The 24,381-nt window shown below is 38.1% G+C and carries 16 protein-coding genes and 1 pseudogene; 3 read left to right on the forward strand and 14 right to left on the reverse strand.

What is annotated here, in order from left to right:
* Positions 1-40: 40 nt before the first annotated feature.
* The 3 genes from AC07VK_RS24215 to AC07VK_RS24225 form a co-directional block, all read right to left on the reverse strand.
* Entirely contained in the window at positions 41-358 is a 318-nt protein-coding gene (locus AC07VK_RS24215; protein WP_492960701.1) for a hypothetical protein, read from the reverse strand.
* Between the two features lie 151 nt (positions 359-509).
* Entirely contained in the window at positions 510-2,009 is a 1,500-nt protein-coding gene (locus AC07VK_RS24220) for a RagB/SusD family nutrient uptake outer membrane protein (protein WP_492960703.1), read from the reverse strand.
* 17 nt (positions 2,010-2,026) lie between these two features.
* Positions 2,027-4,951 carry a SusC/RagA family TonB-linked outer membrane protein gene (locus AC07VK_RS24225; RefSeq protein WP_492960705.1) on the reverse strand — a complete coding sequence of 975 codons (2,925 nt, stop codon included), beginning with the start codon at positions 4,949-4,951 and terminating at the stop codon, positions 2,027-2,029.
* 532 nt (positions 4,952-5,483) lie between these two features.
* Here AC07VK_RS24225 and AC07VK_RS24230 point away from each other — a divergent pair.
* On the forward strand, positions 5,484-5,981 hold the full coding sequence (locus AC07VK_RS24230; protein WP_492960707.1) for a BLUF domain-containing protein: 498 nt from the start codon (positions 5,484-5,486) through the stop codon (positions 5,979-5,981).
* Positions 5,982-6,529: 548 nt separating this feature from the next.
* Positions 6,530-9,082, forward strand: a complete 2,553-nt coding sequence (locus tag AC07VK_RS24235) for an ATP-dependent Clp protease ATP-binding subunit (RefSeq protein WP_492956076.1) — start codon at positions 6,530-6,532, stop codon at positions 9,080-9,082.
* 280 nt (positions 9,083-9,362) lie between these two features.
* Here AC07VK_RS24235 and AC07VK_RS24240 read toward each other — a convergent pair whose 3' ends face one another.
* From AC07VK_RS24240 to AC07VK_RS24265, 6 genes are all read right to left on the reverse strand, one after another.
* Positions 9,363-10,235 carry an ATP-grasp domain-containing protein gene (locus AC07VK_RS24240; RefSeq protein ID WP_492960709.1) on the reverse strand — a complete coding sequence of 291 codons (873 nt, stop codon included), beginning with the start codon at positions 10,233-10,235 and terminating at the stop codon, positions 9,363-9,365.
* Positions 10,236-10,350: 115 nt separating this feature from the next.
* Positions 10,351-11,418 (reverse strand): PA0069 family radical SAM protein, encoded by a 1,068-nt coding sequence (locus tag AC07VK_RS24245; RefSeq protein ID WP_492960710.1) that lies wholly within the window; start codon positions 11,416-11,418, stop codon positions 10,351-10,353.
* A gap of 99 nt (positions 11,419-11,517) precedes the next feature.
* On the reverse strand, positions 11,518-12,756 hold the full coding sequence (locus AC07VK_RS24250) for a carboxypeptidase-like regulatory domain-containing protein (protein ID WP_492960712.1): 1,239 nt from the start codon (positions 12,754-12,756) through the stop codon (positions 11,518-11,520).
* 525 nt (positions 12,757-13,281) lie between these two features.
* Positions 13,282-14,520: a carboxypeptidase-like regulatory domain-containing protein gene (locus tag AC07VK_RS24255; RefSeq protein WP_492960714.1), complete on the reverse strand. Its 1,239-nt coding sequence runs from the start codon at positions 14,518-14,520 to the stop codon at positions 13,282-13,284.
* A gap of 234 nt (positions 14,521-14,754) precedes the next feature.
* Positions 14,755-16,407, reverse strand: a complete 1,653-nt coding sequence (gene recN / locus AC07VK_RS24260) for a DNA repair protein RecN (protein ID WP_492960715.1) — start codon at positions 16,405-16,407, stop codon at positions 14,755-14,757.
* A gap of 99 nt (positions 16,408-16,506) precedes the next feature.
* Positions 16,507-18,606 carry a M56 family metallopeptidase gene (locus AC07VK_RS24265; RefSeq protein WP_492960717.1) on the reverse strand — a complete coding sequence of 700 codons (2,100 nt, stop codon included), beginning with the start codon at positions 18,604-18,606 and terminating at the stop codon, positions 16,507-16,509.
* A 6-nt stretch (positions 18,607-18,612) separates the two neighbouring features.
* Here AC07VK_RS24265 and AC07VK_RS24270 point away from each other — a divergent pair.
* Positions 18,613-18,699, forward strand: a pseudogene (locus tag AC07VK_RS24270) (hypothetical protein); the annotation flags it as partial.
* A 2-nt stretch (positions 18,700-18,701) separates the two neighbouring features.
* Here the strand turns inward: AC07VK_RS24270 and AC07VK_RS24275 are convergent.
* The 5 genes from AC07VK_RS24275 to AC07VK_RS24295 all read right to left on the reverse strand — a co-directional run bounded on the left by AC07VK_RS24275 (position 18,702) and on the right by AC07VK_RS24295 (position 23,163).
* Positions 18,702-19,073 (reverse strand): BlaI/MecI/CopY family transcriptional regulator, encoded by a 372-nt coding sequence (locus tag AC07VK_RS24275; protein WP_057934613.1) that lies wholly within the window; start codon positions 19,071-19,073, stop codon positions 18,702-18,704.
* A 647-nt stretch (positions 19,074-19,720) separates the two neighbouring features.
* Positions 19,721-20,614, reverse strand: a complete 894-nt coding sequence (gene porD, locus AC07VK_RS24280) for a type IX secretion system protein PorD (RefSeq protein ID WP_492960719.1) — start codon at positions 20,612-20,614, stop codon at positions 19,721-19,723.
* Positions 20,611-21,807 (reverse strand): bifunctional phosphopantothenoylcysteine decarboxylase/phosphopantothenate--cysteine ligase CoaBC, encoded by a 1,197-nt coding sequence (gene coaBC / locus AC07VK_RS24285; RefSeq protein WP_492960720.1) that lies wholly within the window; start codon positions 21,805-21,807, stop codon positions 20,611-20,613. Before coaBC ends, porD begins: the two co-directional genes overlap by 4 nt.
* Before the next feature lie 78 nt (positions 21,808-21,885).
* The gene (locus tag AC07VK_RS24290; protein WP_025145617.1) at positions 21,886-22,212 is read right to left on the reverse strand and encodes a DNA-directed RNA polymerase subunit omega; all 327 of its coding nucleotides are present in this window, start codon (positions 22,210-22,212) and stop codon (positions 21,886-21,888) included.
* A gap of 3 nt (positions 22,213-22,215) precedes the next feature.
* Positions 22,216-23,163 carry an outer membrane protein assembly factor BamD gene (locus AC07VK_RS24295; RefSeq protein ID WP_492960722.1) on the reverse strand — a complete coding sequence of 316 codons (948 nt, stop codon included), beginning with the start codon at positions 23,161-23,163 and terminating at the stop codon, positions 22,216-22,218.
* Positions 23,164-24,381: the final 1,218 nt, after the last annotated feature.

Below are 24,381 nucleotides of genomic sequence, written 5' to 3' on the forward strand. Positions count from 1 at the left end.
TGTTTAATTAAGAAAAATAGTTAAGGGCAAACGTGGTTGCTTATTTAGGTGGGTACTCTAGTGTTTGAGGGTAGCGCGTTAAAAGTTTGTAATCACTAGTAAAAAGAACGGCTTTTGATCTTGTTATGTTTAAGAAAGCAGTATTGAATATTCTGTTAATGGCCAGATCTTCGAGTTTAAGTTTCTCTTCTAGCTGTTCGTTACTTTCGCTGGCACAAGATTTATCAGTTTTGTTGCCGTTTTCTTTTAGAACTTCTTGCTGCGATTTTGGAGTGGTAATGGCATATACTGCAACTCTTCCTGCAAAAGCGATGAGGAGAAATAGTACGATTAAAAGTCTTTGATAAATAGACGCCATTGAGTCTCATCCAATTTTATGGACTTAGCTACATATACGGCAAAAAAACTTTCTTAGATTTTTTTGGAATAATTTATTTTGTAGTTTCATTTGAAGACTACTAATAGGGAAATAATAAACGGGCTGAATTAATCCAGCCCGTTTATTATTATTAAGGATTTTGAGATAAATTAGGGTTTTTATCTCTTTCGGTCTGTGGGATAAAATAAATTACCCGCGCATCAGTAGGGTTGATGGTTTGATTAACCGAGCCATTAATGGTAGAATGTGTACCTGGGTAATCTCTTACCACTGGGCGGTTATTTCTAAATAGGTCGTAAGCCCGTTGGCCTTCAAAAGCCAGTTCTAGCCATCTTTCTTCCAGTACAATATCTAAAATACTGTGCGTTGACGTAACATCTGCCAAGGTATAAGTCGGGATTCCTGCACGGGCTCTAATTACATTTACATCATCTAAAGCCAATTGTGTATTGTTCAGCTTGGCATTGGCCTCCGCTCTGTTTAGATACATCTCTGCTAAACGCAGGTAAACAGGTGATGTTAAATTAATCACACCTTCTTGCAGGTTATTTTTATTTACATAATAAATAGGTGCAGCAGGGGTTAGTTTTGTATTTAACTGTTGTACACCATTTACGATTAAAGGTGAAATAAAGCTTTTTCTTTTATCCTGAGGATATTTATTGAGAAAATTATAATACTTTACCGAAGCATATATTTCTCCCCATCCGCTTTCTCCCTGGCCTAAGGCGTTACCATTGGCGTCTCCACTATAGTATAAGGAACCAATAGCTGAATAGTCGTAGTTCTCGGTTTTGGTGTGTTTGATGGCAAAGATATTTTCGGTGTTTTTTTCCGGATCACCTCTGAAATAGGTTTGATAGGCAGCATCTTGCATCAATTGATACTTGTTTGAACTGATAACCAAGTTGGCATATTCTACGGCTTTAGTGTTGTTATCCATATAAAGATAAACTCTTGATAAGAGTGCGTAAGCAGCCATTTTTGTAGCGAAGCTATTGCTTTTCTCTACGGTGATACATTGCGCAGCTTTTAATAGATCGGCAATTACAAAATCGTAAACCTGGGCAACTGTACTTCTTTTGATTATAGCGGCGTCGGTTTCACTTACCGTTTCGCTCAAAATTGGAACTCCAGCATTTGTGGTAGGGTTCTGTGCATAAGGCCTTCCGAACATGCGTACCAGGTTAAAGTGCAACATCGCCCTTAGGAATAAGTTTTCGCCTTTAATTTGCAGTAAATCTGCAGGTGAACCATCAGGAATAAGCTTAATGATTTTATTTGTTGCAGATGCAATATAATAGGCTTGCTGGAAATAAGCAGTGGCGTTGGCAGAATTTACCAGGTGGGTATACTTATATAAATTGGTTACATCACTTGATGAATTTTGCCCCTGAGCTACTTCATCAGAAGGGAGCTCTGCAAGCCAATGGTAATTATTTTCGTAGTTTAATGATTTTAGGGTAGCATAATTACCTAAAGTGGCGGTACGCTTACCTTCAATTGTAGTTAACAGTCCGCTATCTTCCGCTTTATCAGAGGGGAAATAAGTTTTACGACATGCAGATGCGGTAAGCATAACACTAGCTACAATGGCGAATTTTATGATGTGATTATGGTATGTTTTCATGATTATCTTGTTAATAATTAGAATGTTAGGTTAACGCCAAAAACAAATCTTCTACTGGTTGGATATCTGAAAGACGATATACCACCAGTAAGATCAACTTCAGGATCTACACCCGAAAACTTGGTTGCCGTAAATAAGTTGTCGCCGCTCACATATAAACGGGCTGCATTTATTGAAGCCTTTTTTAACCAGTTGATAGGTAAATTGTACCCTACAGTTACATTTCTCAATCTTAAATAACTTCCATCTTCTAAAAAGCGGGTAGAGGTTTGGTGTGATTGAAGATTGCCACCAAATTTAGCTTGTGGATGGGTTGCATCGGTTTGCCCAGGGGTTGTCCATCGTACCGAACCTTTAGGTAATACCTGTTGATTGTAACTTTCGTACACGCCGTCGTTATCGAAATAGAAACGGCTGTCGTTATACACCCAGTTGCCATATACAAAATTTAAAAAGGCAGAAAGGGTAAAGTTTTTATATTCCAATGTATTGGTTAATCCGCCACTAAATTTTGGCGCTGACGATTTGCCTGTATATTGTCTGGTAGCCTGGTTGTAAGTACTCGTTACACCGGTAGGATCGTCTAATTTTTCCCAAAGCGGTTTGCCATCAGCCGGATTCACCCCTGCCCATTTTTGCATGTACCATTCATCCATATCGTGGCCCAAAGCTATTGGCTGGGTACTGGTGTTCACTACCAATAAGCCTTGATTTAACTCCATAACTTTGTTGCGGTTAAAAGACATATTAAAGTTAGTTTCCCATTTAAAGTCTTTTTGCTGGATGTTTTTAGAGCTGATAGTGAGTTCAATACCTCTGTTTCTTACCGCACCTATGTTTCTTCTAATGCTTCCATAACCCACTGTTGAAGGAAGTGGTACAGCGAATAGCAGATCAGAGTTGCGTTTGTCATAGGCATCAATCGTAATGTCGATACGTTTAAATAATCCAAAATCTAGACCTAAATTGTAGGCTCTCGATTTTTCCCAGGTCAAATCCGGGTTGGCAATTTGGGTAGGGAAGGCACCTGTTTGGCCATTGTATGAAGCTGCGGCATTTAAATTATATAGTCCTAACGATTGATAAAAACCATCAGGACTATCGTTTGTGGTAAAACGTTGATTACCAGTAGTACCAAAACTGGCGCGTAATTTTAGAAAGGTAAGTGTGGTATTGCTCTTTAACAAATCTTCATTAGATAAAATCCATGATGCACCTGCCTGATAAAAAGTTGCGGCGGGATTGTTTTTCCCAAATCGCGAAGAGTATTCATTTACTACAGAAGCTACTAAGTAATACTTGCCCTGATAGCTATAGTCGGCCTGCGCAAGGTATTTTATATTTTGATACTGATCATATCTGCCAGTGGGTTTATTGGTGATATCAGTTGCTGTATTTATGGCATCCAATCCGGCTGGCAAACCTTTGGCAGTAATTCCGCTTTCATCATATTTATAACCTTCTATCTCCGCAACACCTAAAACGCTCAGGCTATGGTTGCCTAAATTTACGTTATACCTAATTCTGTTCGATGATAAAAGCGTGGTAGAGAAAGTATTACCTAAAGATACTGTTCCCAGGTTTGTTGCGCCACTCTGACTTCTTCTGTCATAATAATTGTTCGATTTGCCGTTGGCAATGGTGGCCCTGTTATAACTGGAAACTGTTAGGTTTTTGAGTAGGTCATAATCCAGGTTTATATCACCTGTTGTAGTATAACTTCTTGCTTTTGAGTAATTATATTGCAAGCCCTGCAAAAAGTTAGAGCGGTCTCTACCTTTCCAAGAAGGAATACTCCGTGGGTCAGTTGGACTGCCATCCGCATTATAAGCAGGATCGTATGGCATATTTAAATAGGCCTGATAAACAGCACTTTCAGGGTTATAATTATCATTGATTACAATTCCGCTTAATAAAGCCGTTAATTTTAATTTTTTAGTCAACTGTGAGGTAAGGTTAGCCCTTAAACTATATTGTGTTTTATCGTTGTTGATTAAAGTTCCTTCTTCTTTAAAATAGTTGCCTGAGATATAAAATTGAGTTTTCTCACTCCCTCCGGATGCAGTTAACGTGTGGTTATTTACCATTGCTGTTCTAAAGGCCTCATCCCACCAATCGGTATTGGTATTTAGTGCCGAAGCAGCTGGCGGAGTAGTAAAGAAAGATTTTTGGTAATCGTAAAGTTGTTGAGCATCCATTAGCTTAAAGTTACCTGTAGTGGCCTTTGCAATACCAATGGTTGAGTTTAGGCTAAATCTGGTTTCTCCCGCTTTTCCTTTTTTGGTGGTTACAATAATAACGCCATTGGCAGCTCTCGATCCATATAAACCTGTGGCTGCGGCATCTCTCAATATGGTAATGTTATCCACATCGGCCGGGTTATACGTACCACCAATGTTTCCATCAACTACGATTAGTGGCCCGGTACCGGCATTAATGCTACCTACACCACGTACCACTACATTCGAGCCGGCAGTAGGGTCGCCAGAAGCAGAACTCGCCACCACACCAGGCGCTTTACCCTGTAGCAGGTTGCCGAGGTTTACAGAAGTTACATCATTAAGCTGCGAGCCGCTCACGGTAGTTACTGCACTCGAAATTTCTGATTTCTTCTTCGTGGTATACCCTACAACGGTTACGGCATCCAATTCTGTAGTTTGATCTACCAAGGAAACATTTACAGCAGTATTTGTGCCCACTTTAATAGTTTGTGTGGTAAAACCTAGGGCTTTAAACTCCAGGGTACTCTCATTATCAGCGCTAATCGTATATTTTCCGTTTGCATCTGTTTGTACAGCAGTTTTTGTGCCCAGAACGGTTACGGTAATTCCCGGAAGGGGTAGTTTTTTACCATCGGTTACCGTACCAGAAACAGTACGGTTTTGTGCCTTTACTACGAAAATACACGCAATAAAGGAAATCATTAAAAGAAATCTCTTCATGTTTTTTAGGTTAGATTAGTTATTGTTTCGTTATCGGTTGAGCAACATTAATCAGATTAAGGAGGGCTAAAAGTTATTCTTAGGTTCATTAATAATATACTTTTTAGTAAAATGATTATTACTAAACTATAACCATAAAAGTCAATATCAAATCACTAATGCAGCGCAAACGTTTGCTTTAAATGTTTATATAATAGGCGATATGTTTATTATTTAACCCTTTTTTGGAAGAGGGAGAGATTATAGAATTATGACCGTTGATAATATTAAGCGCAAACGTTTGTGTCTGTATGATTTAATAGCGCATTTTAAAAGAGAAGAGAATAATTTTTTTAATGATTAAAACAAAATATTGATTTCTGCTTGTTGTTTTCTCTGATTATTAGTGTGTGGGTGTAAATGGTAGGTTTATTAGTAGTCTTTTGTTAGATTTGATTGGTTATGCCTTGTTTTGTTTGGATTGTTGTAAATAAATATCATGTAATAGGCTTGTTTTGTTAAAAAAAATGGAAAATTTAGCGTTAATTACCGCATGGAATTAAAGATTGAAGTTTTAAAGCCCATTTTTTATTTAATTTATACCAGCATAGAAAGCAGCTTGTTTAACAATGATGAACTTAAAGCCTTGCTTAATCAGTGCAGAGATTTTAATAATCGGAATAACATTACTGGAATATTACTATATGTAAGAGGTCTGCAGATTACAAAGAGTAAGGGGAGGTTTATGCAATTGCTTGAAGGAGATGAACGGATCATTCGCAGACTTTTTAACAAGATTGTAAATGACGAACGCCATGAATCGGTTGTTTTACTACAAATTGGCAAATATGAGCACCGTTATTTTACAGATTGGAGTATGGGGTTTGAGCAGACTGATGGAGAACTTTATCAATCGCTATCTGGTCATTTCGATTTAAATGATGTAGTTGCAAAATGCGATAAGCTTGGTGTTGCCGATGTTCCATTGCAGTTTTTACAGAAGTTATCTTTAAATAATAAACAGCAATTTGTCGAAGCGCTTTACGGTTGAAACTATGGAAGCACCGTAATTGGTTTCTGTATCAAAAGATGGTTTATTATTTATGATAAATGGATTACAATAAACTATAGTGTTAGAAAACAAAAACAACCTAATTACAGTTAACTTCGTATTAAGGTTATAATAGGTATAGTTGATCGGGTTAATCTGTAAGCTATTATCTGATGAAATTGTTAAATGATGTCACGTTCTTTTTGTTTTTCTGTCAAAACTTGTAAATTGCCTAAATAAAAAGATACAAATTGTCAGTTATTGATGGCGAAAAAATCCTTACAATAAACCGACAATAAAATATCTTTAACTGGATGTTTTTGGCAAATGTCCCTTTAAAACCTTTAGAACACTTATTACGTAGATAGATATAAATAAAATAATATTTATCGAAACGATAATCTTACATTGAATTTTGGGTTCTCAGGCATTCAAAAGCCTCTTTATCCACCCATATGGCGCAATTGTTGATAAAATAAAGAAAACAGTACGTTCGTTTTTATAAAGTTATTTTATAGTTTAGGGACGTAGCTGTTAAGAAAGGTATTATGGAAGCAAAATTTTCACCACAGGTTAAAGATGTAATCTCTTTTAGTAGGGAGGAAGCGCTCCGCTTAGGGCACGATTACATCGGAACCGAGCATTTATTATTGGGCCTCATCCGCGAAGGCGATGGCATGGCTATAAAAATTTTACGATCGTTAGGGGTTGATACCGGTAAATTGCGCCGCTCAATTGAAGATGCCGTTCGCGGTACTTCGAGTGTTACAGTAAACTTAGGCAATATTCCATTAACAAAACAGGCAGAAAAAGTTTTAAAAATCACTTATTTAGAAGCCAAAATATTTAAAAGCGATTTAATTGGCACCGAACATTTGCTGTTATCGGTTTTGAGAGATGATGATAACATCGCCTCACAAATCTTATTGCAGTATGGTGTTACTTACGATGTTTTTAAACAGGAGGTTGAAGTGAATAAAAATGGTTTCAGAGATGATATCTCAAACAGTGCTTCTACAGGAGGCGATGACGATTATCGCGAAGAGGAAAGCTTTAGTACACCTAAAAAGGTTTCAGATATAAAATCTAAAACCCCTGTTTTGGATAACTTCGGCCGTGATTTAACAAAAGCTGCAGAAGAAGGTCGTTTAGACCCGATTGTAGGCCGCGAGAAAGAAATTGAGCGTGTATCGCAGATTTTATCCCGCAGAAAAAAGAACAATCCAATTTTAATTGGAGAACCAGGTGTTGGTAAGTCGGCAATTGCAGAAGGCCTGGCCTTACGCATTGTACAACGTAAAGTTTCGCGTGTGCTATTTGGCAAACGTGTAGTTACGTTAGATTTGGCATCGCTGGTGGCCGGTACAAAATACCGTGGCCAGTTCGAAGAACGTATGAAAGCCGTGATGAACGAGCTTGAAAAATCTACTGATGTAATTTTATTTATTGATGAGATTCATACCATTGTTGGTGCTGGTGGCGCATCAGGTTCATTAGATGCATCCAATATGTTCAAACCTGCTTTGGCAAGGGGAGAAATTCAATGTATTGGTGCCACAACATTAGATGAATACCGTCAGTACATTGAAAAAGATGGTGCTTTAGACCGTCGTTTCCAAAAAGTGATGGTAGAGCCAGCTACGCCGGATGAAACTGTTGAGATTTTAACACGTATTAAAGATAAGTACGAAGAACACCACGGTGTAACTTATACTGACGAAGCTATTTTAGCTTGTGTTACTTTAACATCGCGTTATATTTCTGATCGTTTCTTGCCAGATAAAGCCATTGATGCTTTAGATGAGGCCGGTTCGCGTGTTCACTTAACCAATATCCACGTTCCGCAGAATATTATTGATATCGAAGCTAAAATTGAAGATATCAAATTAGAGAAAAACAAGGTTGTACGTAGCCAGAAATATGAAGAAGCTGCGAAACTGCGCGATACCGAGAAAAATTTAATTGAAGAATTAGATAAAGCTAAGGCAGAGTGGGAAGCTGAAACCAAAACTAAGCGTTACGAAGTATCAGAAGATAACGTAGCCGAAGTGGTTTCGATGATGACTGGTATTCCAGTACAACGTGTTGGACAAACAGACAGTGCAAAACTGTTGAATATGTACGATAAAGTGGCCGAGAAAATTATTGGTCAGGATGATGCGATCAAGAAATTGACCAAAGCTATCCAGCGTACAAGAGCCGGATTAAAGGATCCTAAAAAACCAATTGGTTCATTTATTTTCTTAGGTCCAACAGGTGTAGGTAAAACAGAGCTGGCGAAAGAACTGGCCCGTTTCATGTTCGATAGTGATGATTCTTTGATCCAGATCGACATGAGTGAGTACATGGAGAAATTTGCGGTTTCACGTTTAGTGGGTGCGCCTCCGGGATATGTAGGTTATGAAGAGGGTGGACAGTTAACTGAAAAAGTAAGAAGAAAACCTTATGCTGTAATCTTATTGGATGAGATTGAAAAAGCTCACCCGGATGTATTCAATATCTTATTGCAGGTTTTGGATGAAGGACAGTTAACCGATAGTTTAGGCCGTAAAGTTGATTTTAGAAATACAATCATCATCATGACTTCTAATATTGGTGCCCGTCAACTTAAAGATTTTGGACAAGGTGTTGGTTTCTCTACAACAGCGAAAACAAACCAGGCCGATTCTCACAGTCGTGGTGTAATTGAAAGTGCATTAAAACGTGCTTTTGCTCCTGAATTCTTAAACCGTGTTGATGATGTGGTGGTATTCAATAGCTTAGGTAAAGACGAAATTTTCAGAATTATCGATATCGAGTTAAAAGCTTTGTTCGGTCGCGTTCATACCCTTGGTTATGAAATTGCATTAACTGATAATGCTAAAGAATATATTGCAGATAAAGGTTTTGATAGTAATTTTGGTGCTCGTCCGTTAAAAAGAGCAATTCAGAAATATTTAGAAGATCCAATTGCTGAAGAGATTCTTAAAGGCGAACTGGCCGAGGGTGATGTTTTAGAAATTGATTACGATAAAACTACCGAACTGATTTCAATTAATCACAAAAAAGGCGAAAAGAAAAAAGAAGAGCCAAAACAAGAAGAAGACTCTTCGAGTAAATAAATAAAAAACTCCCGATGAAAATCGGGAGTTTTTTGTTTAAGACAATAATTAATGTGAGCTAAATTTTTACTTGTTTTTGGAGTGCGAAAAAGATGCATGCAATCCTGGACGATCGTCATAAGGAGTGCCAACCTTTATAAAAACATAATAATTGGTGATGTCAAGACGCAAAGGATCGTCATCTCGATCCGATAGCTATCGGATCGAGCACCGCGAAATGGAGAGATTTATTGTAGATTTTCGGCTTTGTTTCACTTCGCTCGAAATGACCATCTTTATTTTAAATCAACTCTACTAACGCCTTATAATACCGCTCATAATTTTCGGTTTCTGTGTTCAAAAACAGAAAAGGCTCTATCAATTCCAGTTCCATCAACAAAAATTCGCCATTAACGATAGTGCCATCAACTCGTGCATAAAGGCAGTCTTTAGCAAACAACGTAACATATTGCTGTGCTGTAGCAATCAGTTCTTCACTCGGTTTTTGTGGATGTACAGATCCGCCATGCGCAGGCTGCACCCTAAAATCGCCAGGCTTGGCCTGTTTGATTAACGAATGACTATACGCTCCGTTAAAAAAAATGAAAGACCATTCACCGCTTTCCAGAATTTCAGGTAGAAATGGCTGAATGATAAAATCTTCATCCTGAATAAGGAGATTTAATTTTTGATTAACCTCGTTCACATTATCTGTAGTTACCTTAAATGTATTTTTTGCACCACCGCTCACACATGGTTTTACAATTAATTTATTGGTATTAAATTTCTCAAAGAAATGCTCAAGATTTACACTTTCTTTATTTTGAAGGAAAAAACTAGGTGTAATTTTTAATCCGGCAGCTTCAATTTCCTGTAGATACTGTTTGTTTGCGTTCCACCTTACTACCTCAATGGGGTTAAGCAATTTTATATTTTTTGCTTCCAACAAATCAAGCCAACTGTAAAACTCTTCAATCAGGTCGAAATAATCCCATGGCGATTTTAAGATGGCAAGCGAATAGTTTTCCCAGTTTACTCGTGGATCATTCCAGATTACTTTTTCAATGTTGAGCTCTTTTTCATTCAGGAAATTTAAGAGTTTATCATCCTCGCTTTCAACTGTGGTGCTATCATAAGCTCCTTTATCGAGGTAGGTTACTAATGCAATGTTCATGGAGCTAAAACTAAGTTTTATCAACGTGGATTACAAATCGTGACCAATAATCTTTGAGATGGCCGTGATGATAAAACCACGGCCCTGAGCGCTGAGGGCTTTCTCCTCAAAATTTTTAAAACAGACTTGCCTGGTTACTCGGAATTTTGAATAAAGTATGGTCTAAAATAATATCCTTTACATTTAAGCCATTTAAGCGGCAGTGCAGCCTGAAATTATCTCTTATCATTTGCGAAATATTGCCATCTCCGCGCATCCGATCGCCAAATCTGCAATCGTTCACATGGCCACCATGACAACTTTGAATCATGTGCCAAACTTTATCAAAACGATCAGGAAAGTTTTTGCGCAGCCAATCTTCAAATATCTGCCCAATAGCTCCATTTAGCCTTACTACGGTATAACCGGCTTTTATAGCACCAGCATTGGCTACGGCTTTTAGAATTTTCGGAATTTCGTGGTCGCTTAGTCCCGGAACAAGAGGGGCAACCATAACACCCATAGGAATTCCATCTTTACTCAATTCTTCTACCACCCTTAACCGCTGTTTGGCAGTTGTAGTTCGGGGTTCCATTACCTGCCGTAAATCTTCGTTTAAGCTATTAATTGACACATAAACCATGCAGAGATTTAACTTCGCCATTTCTTGTAGAATATCCCGATCGCGAAGAATAAGCGAATTTTTGGTAATCATACCAATGGGCTGCTTATAGGCCAATGCAATTTCGAGCAACTGCCTGGTGAGTTTAAACTTTCTTTCGGCAGGTTGGTAGCAATCGGTATTGCCAGAAAGGGAAATGGTAGTGGCATCCCAGCCTTTTTTCTCTAAGAACTTTTTAAATAGCGCTGGAGCCTCTTTTTTAACAATTATTTTCCGCTCAAACTCTATTCCAGCACTATAACCCCAATATTGATGCGAATTGCGGGCATAACAATAAGTACAGCCATGTTCGCAGCCCTGGTAAGGGTTTAAAGAATAAGCCATGCCCACATCAGGGCTGTCAACTTTGTTTACAATGGTTTTCGAATTTTCAAAAATAAAGGAGGTTTTACGATCGCTTTCTTCCCAATCGTCTATGCCTTCATCATGTTCCTTTACGTAAACATCTTTTAGAAATTTGTTGTGTGGATTAACCTGAGCGCCCCGTCCTTTAAAATATTGTTTTTCTTCTTCGCCAATCATAAACTAAAATTACTAAAAATATTAGCAATTTTAGTTTCTAAAAAGGATGACTTTTCAACATTTTTAGTTTTAGGTCAATCCTTCGTCTCACATCGTTCTTTACTTATTCTTCGGTAGCGGTACATAATCCATCGGCACCATATCTGCCACTTTTTCGTAAGCCCAGAAACCTTCGTACAAGAGCGATCGGGAGTCGTAAATGCCACCATTTTCATAGAAACGTACGCCTTCGCCAGTTAAGTTGGCAACAGAAATTTCATTTTCGGGTACATCCAAAGGTCTGAAGATCCAAAATCCGGTGTTAGAATAAGCCAGAGATTCTTTTTCCTTGGTGTACTGAATCAGCAATGCATCTGTATAACTAAGGTATTTTAAGTTCTGGTTAAAATAATGCACCAAGGTATCGGTAAGTACCTCCGCTCTCGAAAATTTATCAATGGTTCGGGGCATTTCTTTTTGTTTGGTCCAAAAGGCGAGTAGGGCCGTATCTATTTTACCTTTATTCTGCCTGATGCCCGTTTTCTCGGGTACGGCCTTAATTTTCTCTAAATTGGCATTAATTAAATATTCGGGATAGCGGTTAGGGTTAGGCACTTTTACCATCTTGTTGATGATAAATCCTTCTTCTTTTGTTTTGTTAGCATAAAGCGAATGGAAGAAATGTTGCGAAGAACCATAATATGCAACCTCTCTGGCGGCGATATACTTTTTCTTTTTAGCTGCCGATGCTTTTAATTCCTCAAAAAACGGGTGACCGGAATAGTAAATAATGTGTGTTCTCGAATTATACTCGAAACGGTCGAGCATATATTTTAGCCGATAACCTAAAGCTTTATTCTCTACAATCAGAAACTCTGTTGTAGAAACCGTTAAGGTGCTTTTAGTAATGTCGAAATCTACATTTAAAACCTGCGGATTTAATATCTTACATTGTAAGGCATTTGGGGTTTTACCAATAAAAAAATCTTTAAACTGGTTAATGTATTTCTGACGGTTTGGATCGGCCCTAATTACAACTTCTTCCAGTTGCGCAACATTTTCTTTCAAAACCAGCTCTACCTGCACGGATTTATCAGAAATGATTACACTTTTAGAATAGGGGAGGTAACCAACCAGCTGAACGAGTAGATCATAACTGCCAGGTTTTAGGTTTGATAATTTAAATCGTCCGTCGTTATCAGCCACTGTAGCAATTTTATATCCACTTAAATAGATACTTGCACCAGGTAATCCATCTTTTTGATCCCTAACCAAACCGCTAATCGAGAAGGTGTTTTGAGCAATGGCATTAGTACCCAACATGATTAGCGTAAGGGCTACTAAAAGGCTTTTAATCATAGAGACGAATGTAACCAAAAGGCGTAATATTTATTAAAAACGCAAAAGATTTTTAACAAATTTAACATTTACAAATAATCGTTATTTCTGGCTGCGAGCGACCTGATAAAATTTGTCATCCTGAGTGAGCGAAGGATCTTTAAAACGGAATTTATTCAAAATAGGCCAGGTGAATATTAGGAAATGTTTTCGGGTTTGGAAACGAAAGGCCTGTTTTTCATGGCTAGAGCAGTCCCGCCATCGCTTGTAGTCCTCTCCCGATGAAAAATCGTGATGCGGGCTACCCGCTCTGTCGGGTTTATTTAACAAAGGTAGGTGCTGCATGGTTCCAAAACCCTCAATAGTATAATTGGCCCTGCCAACTAAACCCGACCAAAGTGAAAAACCCAAAGCCCGAAGCATGAGGGGCGAGGATTTGTAACGGAGGGCGGTACTTTCGAAGCCAAAAAAGTACTGTATTTGCTTTTCAATAACAATAAAGAAATACTTGGTCTATAACCGCCCTTCCTTTAAGGGGATGAAAGGTTATTTCCCCTCCAAACTGGCTGGCGGCAAATAATCCATGGGTACGCTATCGGCAATTTTTTCCCAGCCCCAGTAACCTGAATAAATCATCGAACGAGGGTTGTAAATAGATCCGTTTTCATAAAAATATACCGGAACAACTTGTAAGGTAATGGTAGAAATCTGGTAATCTGGCATATCTAATGGCCGTGCAATAGACAGGCCGATCCGGTTGGCGTAAGAAGGATCTTCCCTTTCTTTGGTGTAAACAACATAAAGTTGATCAGTAAAATTGAAGCTTTTAATACTCTGATTCTTCATGTGTACCAATGTATCCTGTAGTACCGGAGCACGGCTTAAAATAGAAATCCCATTTGGAAGATTTTTCTTTTTTATCCAATAGCTCAAAGAATCTCCAGGCATAAAAGTTAACGTGCGTGTTAAGCCATCCTGTACTTTTGTTAAGCGTTTAATGTTGGCGTTAATCACACTGTCTGAAGGTTTATCCGGATTTGGTATGCTAACCAGTTTATTAATCATAAACCCCTCTTCGGTAGCGCGGTGATGATAAATGGACCTAAAAAAGTGCTGTGGCGAACCTAGATAAGCCGTAATCCGCTTTTGCTCCCAAATTTTCTTTCGCCGTGCCGATCCTTTTAAATCTTCGTAATAGGGGAAACCTTCATAATAAATGATCCTGGTTTTGCTCTCGTATTCAAAATTGTTCAGCAGGTATTTAATGCGGTATCCAAGCGCCTTGTTTTCAATAATCAGAAATTGGGTGGTTTTAACTGTAAGTTTATGTTCCTCTTTATCGTAATCGATAATCAGTACGTTCGGATTGATGAGTTTACATTGTTCTGCATTGGGGGTGGTACCAATAAAGTACCCCTTAAACATGGCAATATAATGTTCCCTGTTAGGATCGGGTTTAATGGTTACTTCGGCCAGTTGGGTTACACTTTCTTCGAGGGTAAGATCCAGTTTTACGGCTTTATCGGCAATTACTACATTTTTGTTTAAAGCTTTATAGCCGATTAATTGTACTAAAATATCGTAGTTACCAGGTTTTAGCGGTAGTGTGTATGTGCCATCATTGTTAGAAACTGTTGCAATTTTATAACCGCTTACATATACGCCAGCCCCGGGTAAAGCCTCACCATGTTTATCTTTTACCATGCCCGAAAGGATATAATTTTGTTGAGCAGAACAAAGTTTACCGACGATTAATAATGAAAGTAGAAGTATAAAAGATTTCATTGACTAAATATAAACTAATTATTTAGTTTTGTTTAATACCTGATGTAAAATTATTGGTGCTTTTCTTTTTAGCTGTCAGATAGGAACATCTGACAGCACAACAACATTTCCCTACCATTAACAAATCCATAAGAAAAGTCGTCATCTCGACTGAAACGCAGTGGAATGGAGAGATCTGCCTAGATAGATTTCTCGACTACGTTGCACTCCGCTCGAGATGACGTAATGTAAGAATTAGGCTAGCAACTCGCGCGCATTTTCCATGGCAGACGAACCTGGGTTTTTCCCACTTAACATTTCAGCAATTACACCAATACGTTCTTCTTGTTTAAGTTTACGGATGCCTGTTGTAGTTTTTCCGCGGTCTTCATTTTTATGAACAAAATAATGTGATATGCCTTTAGCCGCAATTTGTGGGAGATGTGTAATCGAAATTACCTGCATGTTCTGTCCTAGATCGGAAATTACTTCTCCAACTTTTAACGCGGTTTCACCAGAAATTCCGGTATCAATCTCATCGAAAATAATGGTCGGTAACGAAGTGTGTTTAGCCAGTAAAGCTTTTATGGCCAACATCAGTCGCGATAACTCACCACCAGATGCCACTTTATTGACCGGTGCAGGCGCCTGACCGGCATTGGCGGTAAAGAGGAGATTTATTTCATCTAAACCATCTTTATTTAATTCGTTCAGTACTTTTTGGTTTAAAAGCAATTTGGCATTTAGCATCCCCACTTTTTTCAGGGTAATGCCGGTTTGTTCTTCTACAACTTTAATTGCTTTCTTGCGGTTGGCACTTAATTGATCGGCCTGTTTATGTAGTTCTTTTTTAAGTTGATCGATTTCTTTATGTAGTTTTTCGATATGCTCATCAGAAGATAGGAGTTTGTTCAGGTTCTCTTCCAATTGTTTTTGAAGTGCCAGTAATTCGGTATTATTGGCAACCCGGTGTTTTTGCTGGAGTGAATAGAAAAGATCCAGTCTTTGATTTACCAGCTCTAAACGATCGGCACTATGTATGGTATTTTCTTCAATGCCAGAAACCTCATCGGTAATATCTTTTATTTCGATAATCGATGAGCGTAAACGTTCATACAGCACATTAATTGCCGGATCGAATTTTTCTATACTCTGTAGTTGTAACGAAGCTTCTTTTAAAATCTGGAGGGCAGAAGGTTCACTTTCGTTAATTAAACCGGAAGCGGTGAGTAAGGCTCTTTTTATGGTTTCCGCATGTGTTAAACGTTCTAACTCCTGTTCTAACTCCTGTTGTTCGCCCTCCTGTAATTTTGCCTGTTCGAGCTCGTTAAACAGAAATTGCTCATAATCTTGCCTGTTTCTTGCTTCGTCGGCCTCGCTCACCAATTTCTTCAACAGGTTGGTATCTTGTTTAAGTTTTTTAAACCCGCTGCGGTAATTAAACAATAGCGATTGGTGCTTAGCTAAAGAATCGACAATTAACAGTTGAAAATCGGTATCGTTAATCTCTTGGGTGGCATGCTGGGAGTGGATGTCGATCAGCTTTTCGCCAATTTGTTTAAGAATTGATAAATTAACCGGTGTATCGTTAATAAACGACCTGGTTTTACCGTCTATAGATATCTCTCTGCGCAAAATGCTTTCGTTCGAGAAATCTAGATCATTTTCTTCAAAAAGTTCTTTCAGGTTTTCATCTGCCAATGCAAAACTTCCTTCAATAACACATTTTTTATCCTGGTTAAAAAAGTATTTGCTTTCTGCGCGCTGGCCTAAAATTAGCGATAATGCCCCTAAAATGATGGATTTACCAGCGCCAGTTTCACCTGTTATAATATTTAAGCCTTTATCAAATTCGATATCGAGACTGTCAATTAATGCGTAATTACGTATAGAAAGTTTTTGTAGCATAGCTAAGCAAAAATATCAAAATTTATTCAACAGGTGAATACAAAACAAAAACAGCGAAGAATAATCTTCGCTGTTATAATCTGTTTGGTTTTTGTGTTGTTATTTTATCGAAATATTAATTGCATTATCTGCAGCAATTTTTAAGTTGGTTGCCTGAACATAACTTTTTAGCGCTATTTGATCGGCATTGGTAAAATCAGATTTTTTATATGTTACTACAGCATTTAATGTGTTCAGGGCTTTAACGGCGCTGGTAAAATCCTGATTGTTGTATAACATCACTGCCGGAGTTACCTGTGAACTTTTGTGCCCACTTTCTACCTTTTCCTTTTTCTCTTTCTTCTCCATTTTCTCTTTCAGCTCTTTTACTTCGTTGTCGAATTTTTCTTTCAATTTCTTGTACTCCTCAGTTTGTCTAACCTTACTGTTCGAGTTATCGTTGTATTTAAAAATTACACCATCCGGAGAAAGCTGATAACCTTTAGTTTTAAACAAAGAATCGGAACGTAATATGTTTAGGCCAGATAATCTTGCGATTTCTCCTGATTTCAGGGCCTGTATTCTGATATTATCTATTTGTGCTCTGAATTCTGGCGTATTTATTTTAGCCGCCATATCTTCACCCATTTTTTTCCATTTGGCTTGTGCTTCTGGTGAACCGAATTCTTTGCTCATATCTTCAGCCATTTTTTTCCATTTTGCCTGGGCTTCAGGAGAATTCATTTTCTTTTGCATTTCCTCTCCAAATTTCTTCCATTTGGCCTGTGCTTCTGGTGAATTGTATTGTTTGGCAATATCTTCACCAAATTTTTTCCATTTAGCCTGTGCCTCTGGTGAGTTATATTGTTTGGCCATGTCTTCGCCAAATTTTTTCCACTTGGCTTGTGCTTCCGGTGAATTGTACTCTTTGTAAATTTTGTTGCGTATCAGTGAGTCATTAAATCTGAATTTAAAAGAACTGTCGGCATGAATGCGGTATATATTCTTAGCAGCAAAAAGCTCATCCCTGTAAAAATCTTTTCTCAGGCTATCTGGCATTTCTTTTACCGAGTTATATTCGGTTTTTTTACCATCCGCATCAATCGTTACAATTTTAATTTTACGTTTTTTAGTGGTATCAGCGCACACAAGGGTTTTTACATCATGGTGGTCTATCACGCTCAAAACCTCAATTTTAGACGTTTTTTTATTTTCTTTTTTCTTTTCTGTCGGATTGATCCAGGCAATGGAAAACAAGCAGGCTACTCCTAAAGTTAAGGCTGCCATTTGTTGTTTGGCGTTTAAATAATTTGTTTTCATGTTGGTTATTCTTTTTATGCGTTGATACAAATTCTGGGTCTTGCCTGTTGCTGCTAATGCATAAGCCGGACTGTTTTTGTCTTTTAATAGTTCGAGTTTAAGTAGGGCATGGGCATAATTCAGTGGCTTTCCGGTAATTTTTAATACCAGATCATCGCAGGCATGCTCGCGCTCAATATGTATAAATCTACCTGCCATCCATACAAATGGATTATAGAATAATAAGGTTTCTATGGCTGTTTTAATCAGGTTCAATAAGAAATCGTTTCTTCTGATGTGCGATAACTCATGGATTAATATCGCTTCTACCTGATCGTTGTCTAACTGGTTTACCAGGGCCAATGGAAATAATACCACAGGTTTTAAATAACCGATAACCAAAGGCACATTAACAATAGAAGATAAATGGAACCGGATAACTTTATTGATTTTAAGGTGGGCAGTTACCTGCTCGAAAATGGCTTTCCAGCTATCTGGAATGGCACTTAAACTTTCTTTTTTCAGTTTTGAAAGCTGACCATAGCCTTTAACAATAACGAATAACTGAAGCAAGATACCGATAACATAGAATATTACTACAACAGGGAAATACTGTTCTGCCTTGCTGCTAAAACTTGGTGGCAGGTTGTTAAAGTATTGGTAAACCTGTATATTTTGTGCATTGATTGCAGGAGCCTGATTATTTACATTCAAAGTTAACTGATGAATGAAATTATAGCCAAAGCCAATAAACATTAAAATGATGGCACCAAAAGCAAGGTTGTGCTTATGTTTTGCCGGCAGTTTCGGAATGCTCAGCATTACGATAAATAGGATGCCATAAATGATGGCGCTTTGCCAGAGTGAGTTTAAAATACTCCAGCCAAATGCTTTGATGAACTGTTGTAATAAAGTTTCCATAACGGTGGTTTTAATTTTTTATACGGGGACAATCCGAAAATTTTACTGTTTATTAGGGATCTAAACCCTACACCTTTCAACCTTCAACGCTAACCTTACTTTAGGCTATCTAAATACTTTTTGATTTCGTCAATCTCATCTGCACTTGCAGTATGGTTACCCAAAGCCTGCATGACCAATCTTGCTGCCGATCCGTTAAATACGTTATCGATCATTTTGTTTACCAATTGTTTTTCAGTTTTATCCTGACTAACAAGCGCTTTATAGATATGCGTTTTTTGATTGGTATCTCTTTCTACCATTCCTTTTTCGTGCAGAATCTGCATCAGTTTTAAGGTAGTGGTATAACCAGAGTCTTTTTTATTCAACGCTTCATGAACTTCTCTTACCGTTGCATTCCCCTTTTGCCAAAGCACCTGGAGGATTTCCATTTCACCTTCTGTTGGTTTGATGTTATGATTAGTCATATGTTACAAGTTGTACGAATTATTTCGTATTCAAATGTACGAAGATATTCGTAAGATCAAAATATTTTAACAAATTTTTAACTTTTGTCTTAACTGGTTAACCGGTTAACTGTGATATAGGACGCATAAGAAAGCCAAATGTTGCATGCTTATCTGGCTTTTGAAAGGAAATCCCCACTATGAAAAACTGACCTAGGTTAATAAACCTGATTGATGTGGATACCGGCCCGTGGATAAGGCCTGCAGGCGTATGAACGAAAGCAGGAGTGGCTTTAATTGAAATGCTGAGACTGCTTTGCTAAACAATTAATCACCACAAATAGGGAAACTACTTACTGGTTAACTGTGTTACAAGTTAGTTGCATGAGCAGCTAGCATGAGGGTTCAGCTTTAGAAAGAAAAACCACCACTATAAAAAACTGACTGATGTTATTAAACCTGATTGATGTGGATACCGGCCCGTGGATAAGGCCTGCAGGCGTATGAACGAAAGCAGGAGTGGCTTTAATTTGAAATGTTGAGACTGCTTTCCCAAAAACAACTATCACTAATAGAAAAACAACTTAAGTGTTAACTGTTGAAACTGGTTGACTGAAAGTTATTTTACGATTAACCGATTTAAACAATTAACCAGTTAACCCAAAAAACTAATTCTTCTTCAGTCCTTCGTATTTGCCAATATTCGCCGGATCGATTTCTGCCAACATATTATAAGCTTTCATGCGTTCCTGGCCATTTAGTTTAGAAAGTACATTGGTTACTTCTTCAGCTTTTGATGCGAAATAAACATTAGGGAAAATAGAACCCAGTTTCTGCTTATCCATTTGCTGCAGCGCAGGTAGGGCAGCAACAATCTGTGTTAAACCCTTATCATTATCAGTTAGCTGATCCAGGCCATTTAAATGGTAGCTGTAGATGAAATTGCGCAGCTCACTAAAAATAGGGTTCAAAACATTTTCATTAAACCAAAAACGATTGCGTAAACCATCAGCTGCTCTCCAGCCGGTATTGCCCGAAGCTTGCGCCAGGTTAATGATGTTCTGTGCTTTTTTATAAAAAGGAGTACCACCCATTTTGCTGAAACTATCTTTATCTATTCCGATGATGGTATAAGCGTAGTAGGTGAGGAGGGCACTGATATTGGAAATATAATTCTGATCAGAAAAGTCGATTGTAGCGCCATCATTGAAATTAAAATCGAAATTCTTATCACTCATATTTAACAAAGTGCTATTGTAAGAGCTGTTAAAAACAGGGCGGCTGCTTTGGATCTGCGCTTCAGCAATGTATCCGGAACCACCATCCCAGGAATTTATGGTAATCACAAAACTACATTCAATCCTTTCCTGAGGCTTATAACTTTCGTTGCTGAACTTGTTATTGTTTAAAAAATCGCGGATTGTTTTTTGCAGCGCATCTAAAGTTGGCTTACTGATGTTCGAAACCTGGGGAGCCAGCAAAGTTACCCTTGCATTTAACTCCTGCGCCTGTAGTTTGCCGAAACCAATCAATAACAATATCCAAACAATCTTTTTTATCATTTTGCAATTTTTAAAATGGCCGCACAAATATCTTTAGCAACAGCTGTTTTCGATTTCATTTCAAATACTGTCCGTTCTAAAGCTTTGTTAAAAATAGTAATTTTATTGGTATCTGATTTAAAACCTGCACCCTTATCATTTAAAGAATTTAAAACAACGAGGTCGAGATTTTTCTTCTCGAGTTTGCCTTTAGCATAATTTTCTTCATCATTGGTTTCTAAAGCAAAACCAACCAAAATCTGATGCTCTTTTTTCGTTTTACCTAAAAAAGCGAGTATATCCGTTGTTTTTTCCAGTTCCAAAACCAGGCCGCTATCCTGCTTTTTGATTTTTTGAGCAGCAATCAGTTTAGGACGATAATCTGCCACAGCGGCGCACATTACCGTAATATCGGTATCAGCAAATACCGATGAACAGGCATCGAACATGTCCTGGGCGCTTACTACATCAATCCTTTTTAAGATTTGATCAGATTTTTGTGCAGTTGGTCCGGCAATTAATGTAACATCAGCTCCAAGGCTGGCCAGTTCATCAGCAAGCGCGAAACCCATTTTGCCTGATGAGTGATTGCCAATAAAACGTACCGGATCAATAGCCTCGTACGTAGGACCAGCAGTAACCATTACCTTTTTGCCAAATAAAGGCATCGATCTTTTAATGGTATCATCCAGAAAAGAAACAATTTCTTCAGGTTCTGCCATTCTGCCTTCACCCCAAAGTCCGCTGGCAAGTTCGCCATTGGCAGGTGCAATAACCGTATTGCCAAAACCGATAATCTTTTCGATATTAGTTTGTGTAGTCTCATGCTTCCACATGTCCAGGTCCATTGCCGGGGCAACATACACAGGGCATTTGGCCGATAGATAAACAGCTGTTAATAAATTATCGCAGATGCCTGTTGCCAGTTTGGCCAGCGTGTTGGCACTTATTGGTGCGATGATCATCAAATCGGCCCATAAGCCTAATTCAACATGATTGCTCCATACTCCAGTTTCTTCTTCGAAGTATTGCGTATAAACAGGGTTTTTAGAAAGCGTAGCAAGGGTAAGTGGTGTAATGAAATTAGCACCATCAGGGGTAAGAATAACCTTTACGTTTGCGCCAGCTTTTACGAGCAGCCGAACTAAAAAAGCCGACTTATATGCTGCGATGCTACCGCAAACGCCAAGGATTATATTTTTATTTTTTAGCATAATGCGCAGAGTACATAAGACATGGAGCATAGAGCGTAGTGCTAAACGCTTTGCCCTAAACGCTATGCGCTACGCCAGTTACTTTTGTTCTTTAGCAGGATTTCTGTGATAAATTTTCTCGTTTAAAAATTCATCAATAGCAACCAAAACAGGCTTCGGCATGCGCTCGTAATGTTTACTGATTTCAATCTGCTCGCGATTTTCGAAAATTTCTTCTAAATTATCGTTGCTTGAAGCAAATTCTGCCAATTTACCGTGTAACTCCTCTTTAACGTTGTTCGAAATCTGATTTGCTCTTTTAGCAATTACCACTAAAGATTCGTATAAGTTATCTGTAGTTTTATCTAAATCGTGTACGTTTCTGGTTACTGTAGTATTTGGTACAGCAGGTTTGTTAGTATTCATGTATTACTTGTTTTTAATATTCGTGTTATCAGCATTAGTTGGTTTTGTAGAAACGGTATCCTTTAATTTACCAGTTTTAATCAACATCTGCTTGTATTTTTCCTGATCAGCAGCATATAATGCCAGTTCTTGTTTTGTCGCCACAATACCAGCCTCCACATCATCCTTAAGTACCTTTGCATCTTTAGTGTATTTACTGTCAGGATGGTTTTCGGTAAACTCAGTATATAAGGCAAGTGCTTCATTATAACGGTCTTCCTGGCGGATGATATAACTGTTTTTTGCGTATAAATACTGCGCTTTAATCATCAAGAAATCCATTTCCTCAGCATATTTAATGTCTGGGTAATCTCTTTGTGCATTTTTTAAGGCAATAACCGCTGCTCTGTAATTATCTACATTGCTTGGTCCGGTAGTTAAATACATTTTGGCATTTTCGAAAGCTTTATCCTCTAATTTACCCCTTAATGTGGCAATATATTTGCCCGCGGCTGCAGCACGATCGCTGGTAGGGTATAAGTTGATGAATAATTGTAGTGCATCAATAGCCTTATAGGTATTTTCCTGGTCTAAAGAGAAATTTGGAGATTCTAAATAGAAACAATAAGCAGCCATGTATCTCGCTTCTTCGGCATTTTTACTTGCTGGATAGGTATCTGCAAAACTTTTAAACTGGTATCTGGCAGTTGTATAATCACTCAATCTATATAAAGTATAAGCATAATAATAGTTCAGATCCTCAGCTTCTGCACGGCCCCTATATTTTTGAGAAAGATCCTCAAAAAGCACCAATGCCTTACTGTAATCGCGTTTATTATACAAACGAAGAGCCTCTTGGTACTTTTTTGCAACGTCATTGCTCGCTCTCAATTTCTCGAAACGACTTTTACAACCCGCAATACCCAGAGCGGAAACAAATACTAAAATAATTAAGTGTTTAACTTTAAACATTCTGCAAAGATAATTAATAATACGATAACATCAATAAAAACAATTGGCCGCTAAGCTATGCAAAGCAATTCAGTACAATATAACAGTTAACAATTTTTAACATATATATAGCATAGTCTGATTTTTTTGCTATCTTTTTGTTTATATAATGTATATAGGTATGTATTTAGTAGATATGTACTGAAGTTTAAATGCGCTCGGTATAACTTCGGAGGTTTGCTTATTAATACATTGTTTATCTTTTTAGCAAAGCAGGTTCAGTACGACTATATAGGTTTGTCCCGCCATCTGTTGAAAAGCCTTGGTTCGTTCCTCACTATTGGATTTTCCACTTCTGTGGAGTTTAGGTGTCAGGGCCTTCCGAAGTCTTAAACGGCCTGGCTCAGGAAAACTTGGGATTCTATTCACTCACACGTTGTTGCTACACTATATAAAGATATAGGAGTGCTTTTGTTTTTTTTAGCAAAGCAGGTTCGGTGCTACTATATAAGCTGGTTCCCGCTATCCGCTTTATCCCGATGAAAATCGGGATGCCCGCTGCTATCGGGTTTAGGTGGCAGGGTCTTCCGGGATTTTAAATGGCCGGGCGCAGGGAAAACTCCGGAAGCCTGAAGGGGGGACTGCTATAAACACGCATTCTTTCAAAAAGTTTTGCTATCTGCAAAACTTTTTCCTGTTGAAAACCACGCAGTTATCCGAGACCTTTGGATAATCCTTAAAAAAGCTTTGCGTGTACGATAAAAAATCCTACTTTTGCATCCCGCTTCGGAGGAAGGGTTTGGTTGAAAGGATGGCATAGCGGGAGAGCGGTATTTATTTTAAAATAAATATTGCGGGAGCGGAAAAGATTGCTACCTTTGCAGCCCGGTTCGGAAGGACGGAAAGCTGGTTAACACCGGCGTATTGAAATAAGGGGAAAGAAGAAAAAGAGGGCTGAAAAAATAAAGTTTATTTTATTTGGAAGTTTAAAAAAGATCCTTACCTTTGCACTCCCAACCGAAAGGAAGGAAAAAAAATCGGAACGGCGGATGTCGGAAAGATAACAGAAAAAGATTGAAACAGACGGAAACACGTTTAAGACGAACAAGACTTGGACGAACAGAAGTTTGAAGATATATAAATGACCGGCCGTGAGGCTTACCAGGTCAGCAAGTTCTTAAAAGAGATGTCAATGTAGCGTAGCGAGGTAATGGAGTACTGATCAAAGTACATGATTGC

The sequence above is a fragment of the Pedobacter sp. GW821-FHT01D05 genome (assembly GCF_059422505.1).

Coding starts and splice junctions, on each gene's coding strand:
- AC07VK_RS24295 (WP_492960722.1), bottom strand. CDS start 23,163: ATGTTTAAAGTTAAACACTTAATTATTTTAGTATTTGTTTCCGCTCTG.
- coaBC (WP_492960720.1), bottom strand. CDS start 21,807: ATGCTAAAAAATAAAAATATAATCCTTGGCGTTTGCGGTAGCATCGCA.
- AC07VK_RS24290 (WP_025145617.1), bottom strand. CDS start 22,212: ATGAATACTAACAAACCTGCTGTACCAAATACTACAGTAACCAGAAAC.
- AC07VK_RS24235 (WP_492956076.1), top strand. CDS start 6,530: ATGGAAGCAAAATTTTCACCACAGGTTAAAGATGTAATCTCTTTTAGT.
- porD (WP_492960719.1), bottom strand. CDS start 20,614: ATGATAAAAAAGATTGTTTGGATATTGTTATTGATTGGTTTCGGCAAA.
- AC07VK_RS24275 (WP_057934613.1), bottom strand. CDS start 19,073: ATGACTAATCATAACATCAAACCAACAGAAGGTGAAATGGAAATCCTC.
- AC07VK_RS24230 (WP_492960707.1), top strand. CDS start 5,484: ATGGAATTAAAGATTGAAGTTTTAAAGCCCATTTTTTATTTAATTTAT.
- AC07VK_RS24220 (WP_492960703.1), bottom strand. CDS start 2,009: ATGAAAACATACCATAATCACATCATAAAATTCGCCATTGTAGCTAGT.
- recN (WP_492960715.1), bottom strand. CDS start 16,407: ATGCTACAAAAACTTTCTATACGTAATTACGCATTAATTGACAGTCTC.
- AC07VK_RS24265 (WP_492960717.1), bottom strand. CDS start 18,606: ATGGAAACTTTATTACAACAGTTCATCAAAGCATTTGGCTGGAGTATT.
- AC07VK_RS24250 (WP_492960712.1), bottom strand. CDS start 12,756: ATGATTAAAAGCCTTTTAGTAGCCCTTACGCTAATCATGTTGGGTACT.
- AC07VK_RS24215 (WP_492960701.1), bottom strand. CDS start 358: ATGGCGTCTATTTATCAAAGACTTTTAATCGTACTATTTCTCCTCATC.
- AC07VK_RS24225 (WP_492960705.1), bottom strand. CDS start 4,951: ATGAAGAGATTTCTTTTAATGATTTCCTTTATTGCGTGTATTTTCGTA.
- AC07VK_RS24240 (WP_492960709.1), bottom strand. CDS start 10,235: ATGAACATTGCATTAGTAACCTACCTCGATAAAGGAGCTTATGATAGC.
- AC07VK_RS24255 (WP_492960714.1), bottom strand. CDS start 14,520: ATGAAATCTTTTATACTTCTACTTTCATTATTAATCGTCGGTAAACTT.
- AC07VK_RS24245 (WP_492960710.1), bottom strand. CDS start 11,418: ATGATTGGCGAAGAAGAAAAACAATATTTTAAAGGACGGGGCGCTCAG.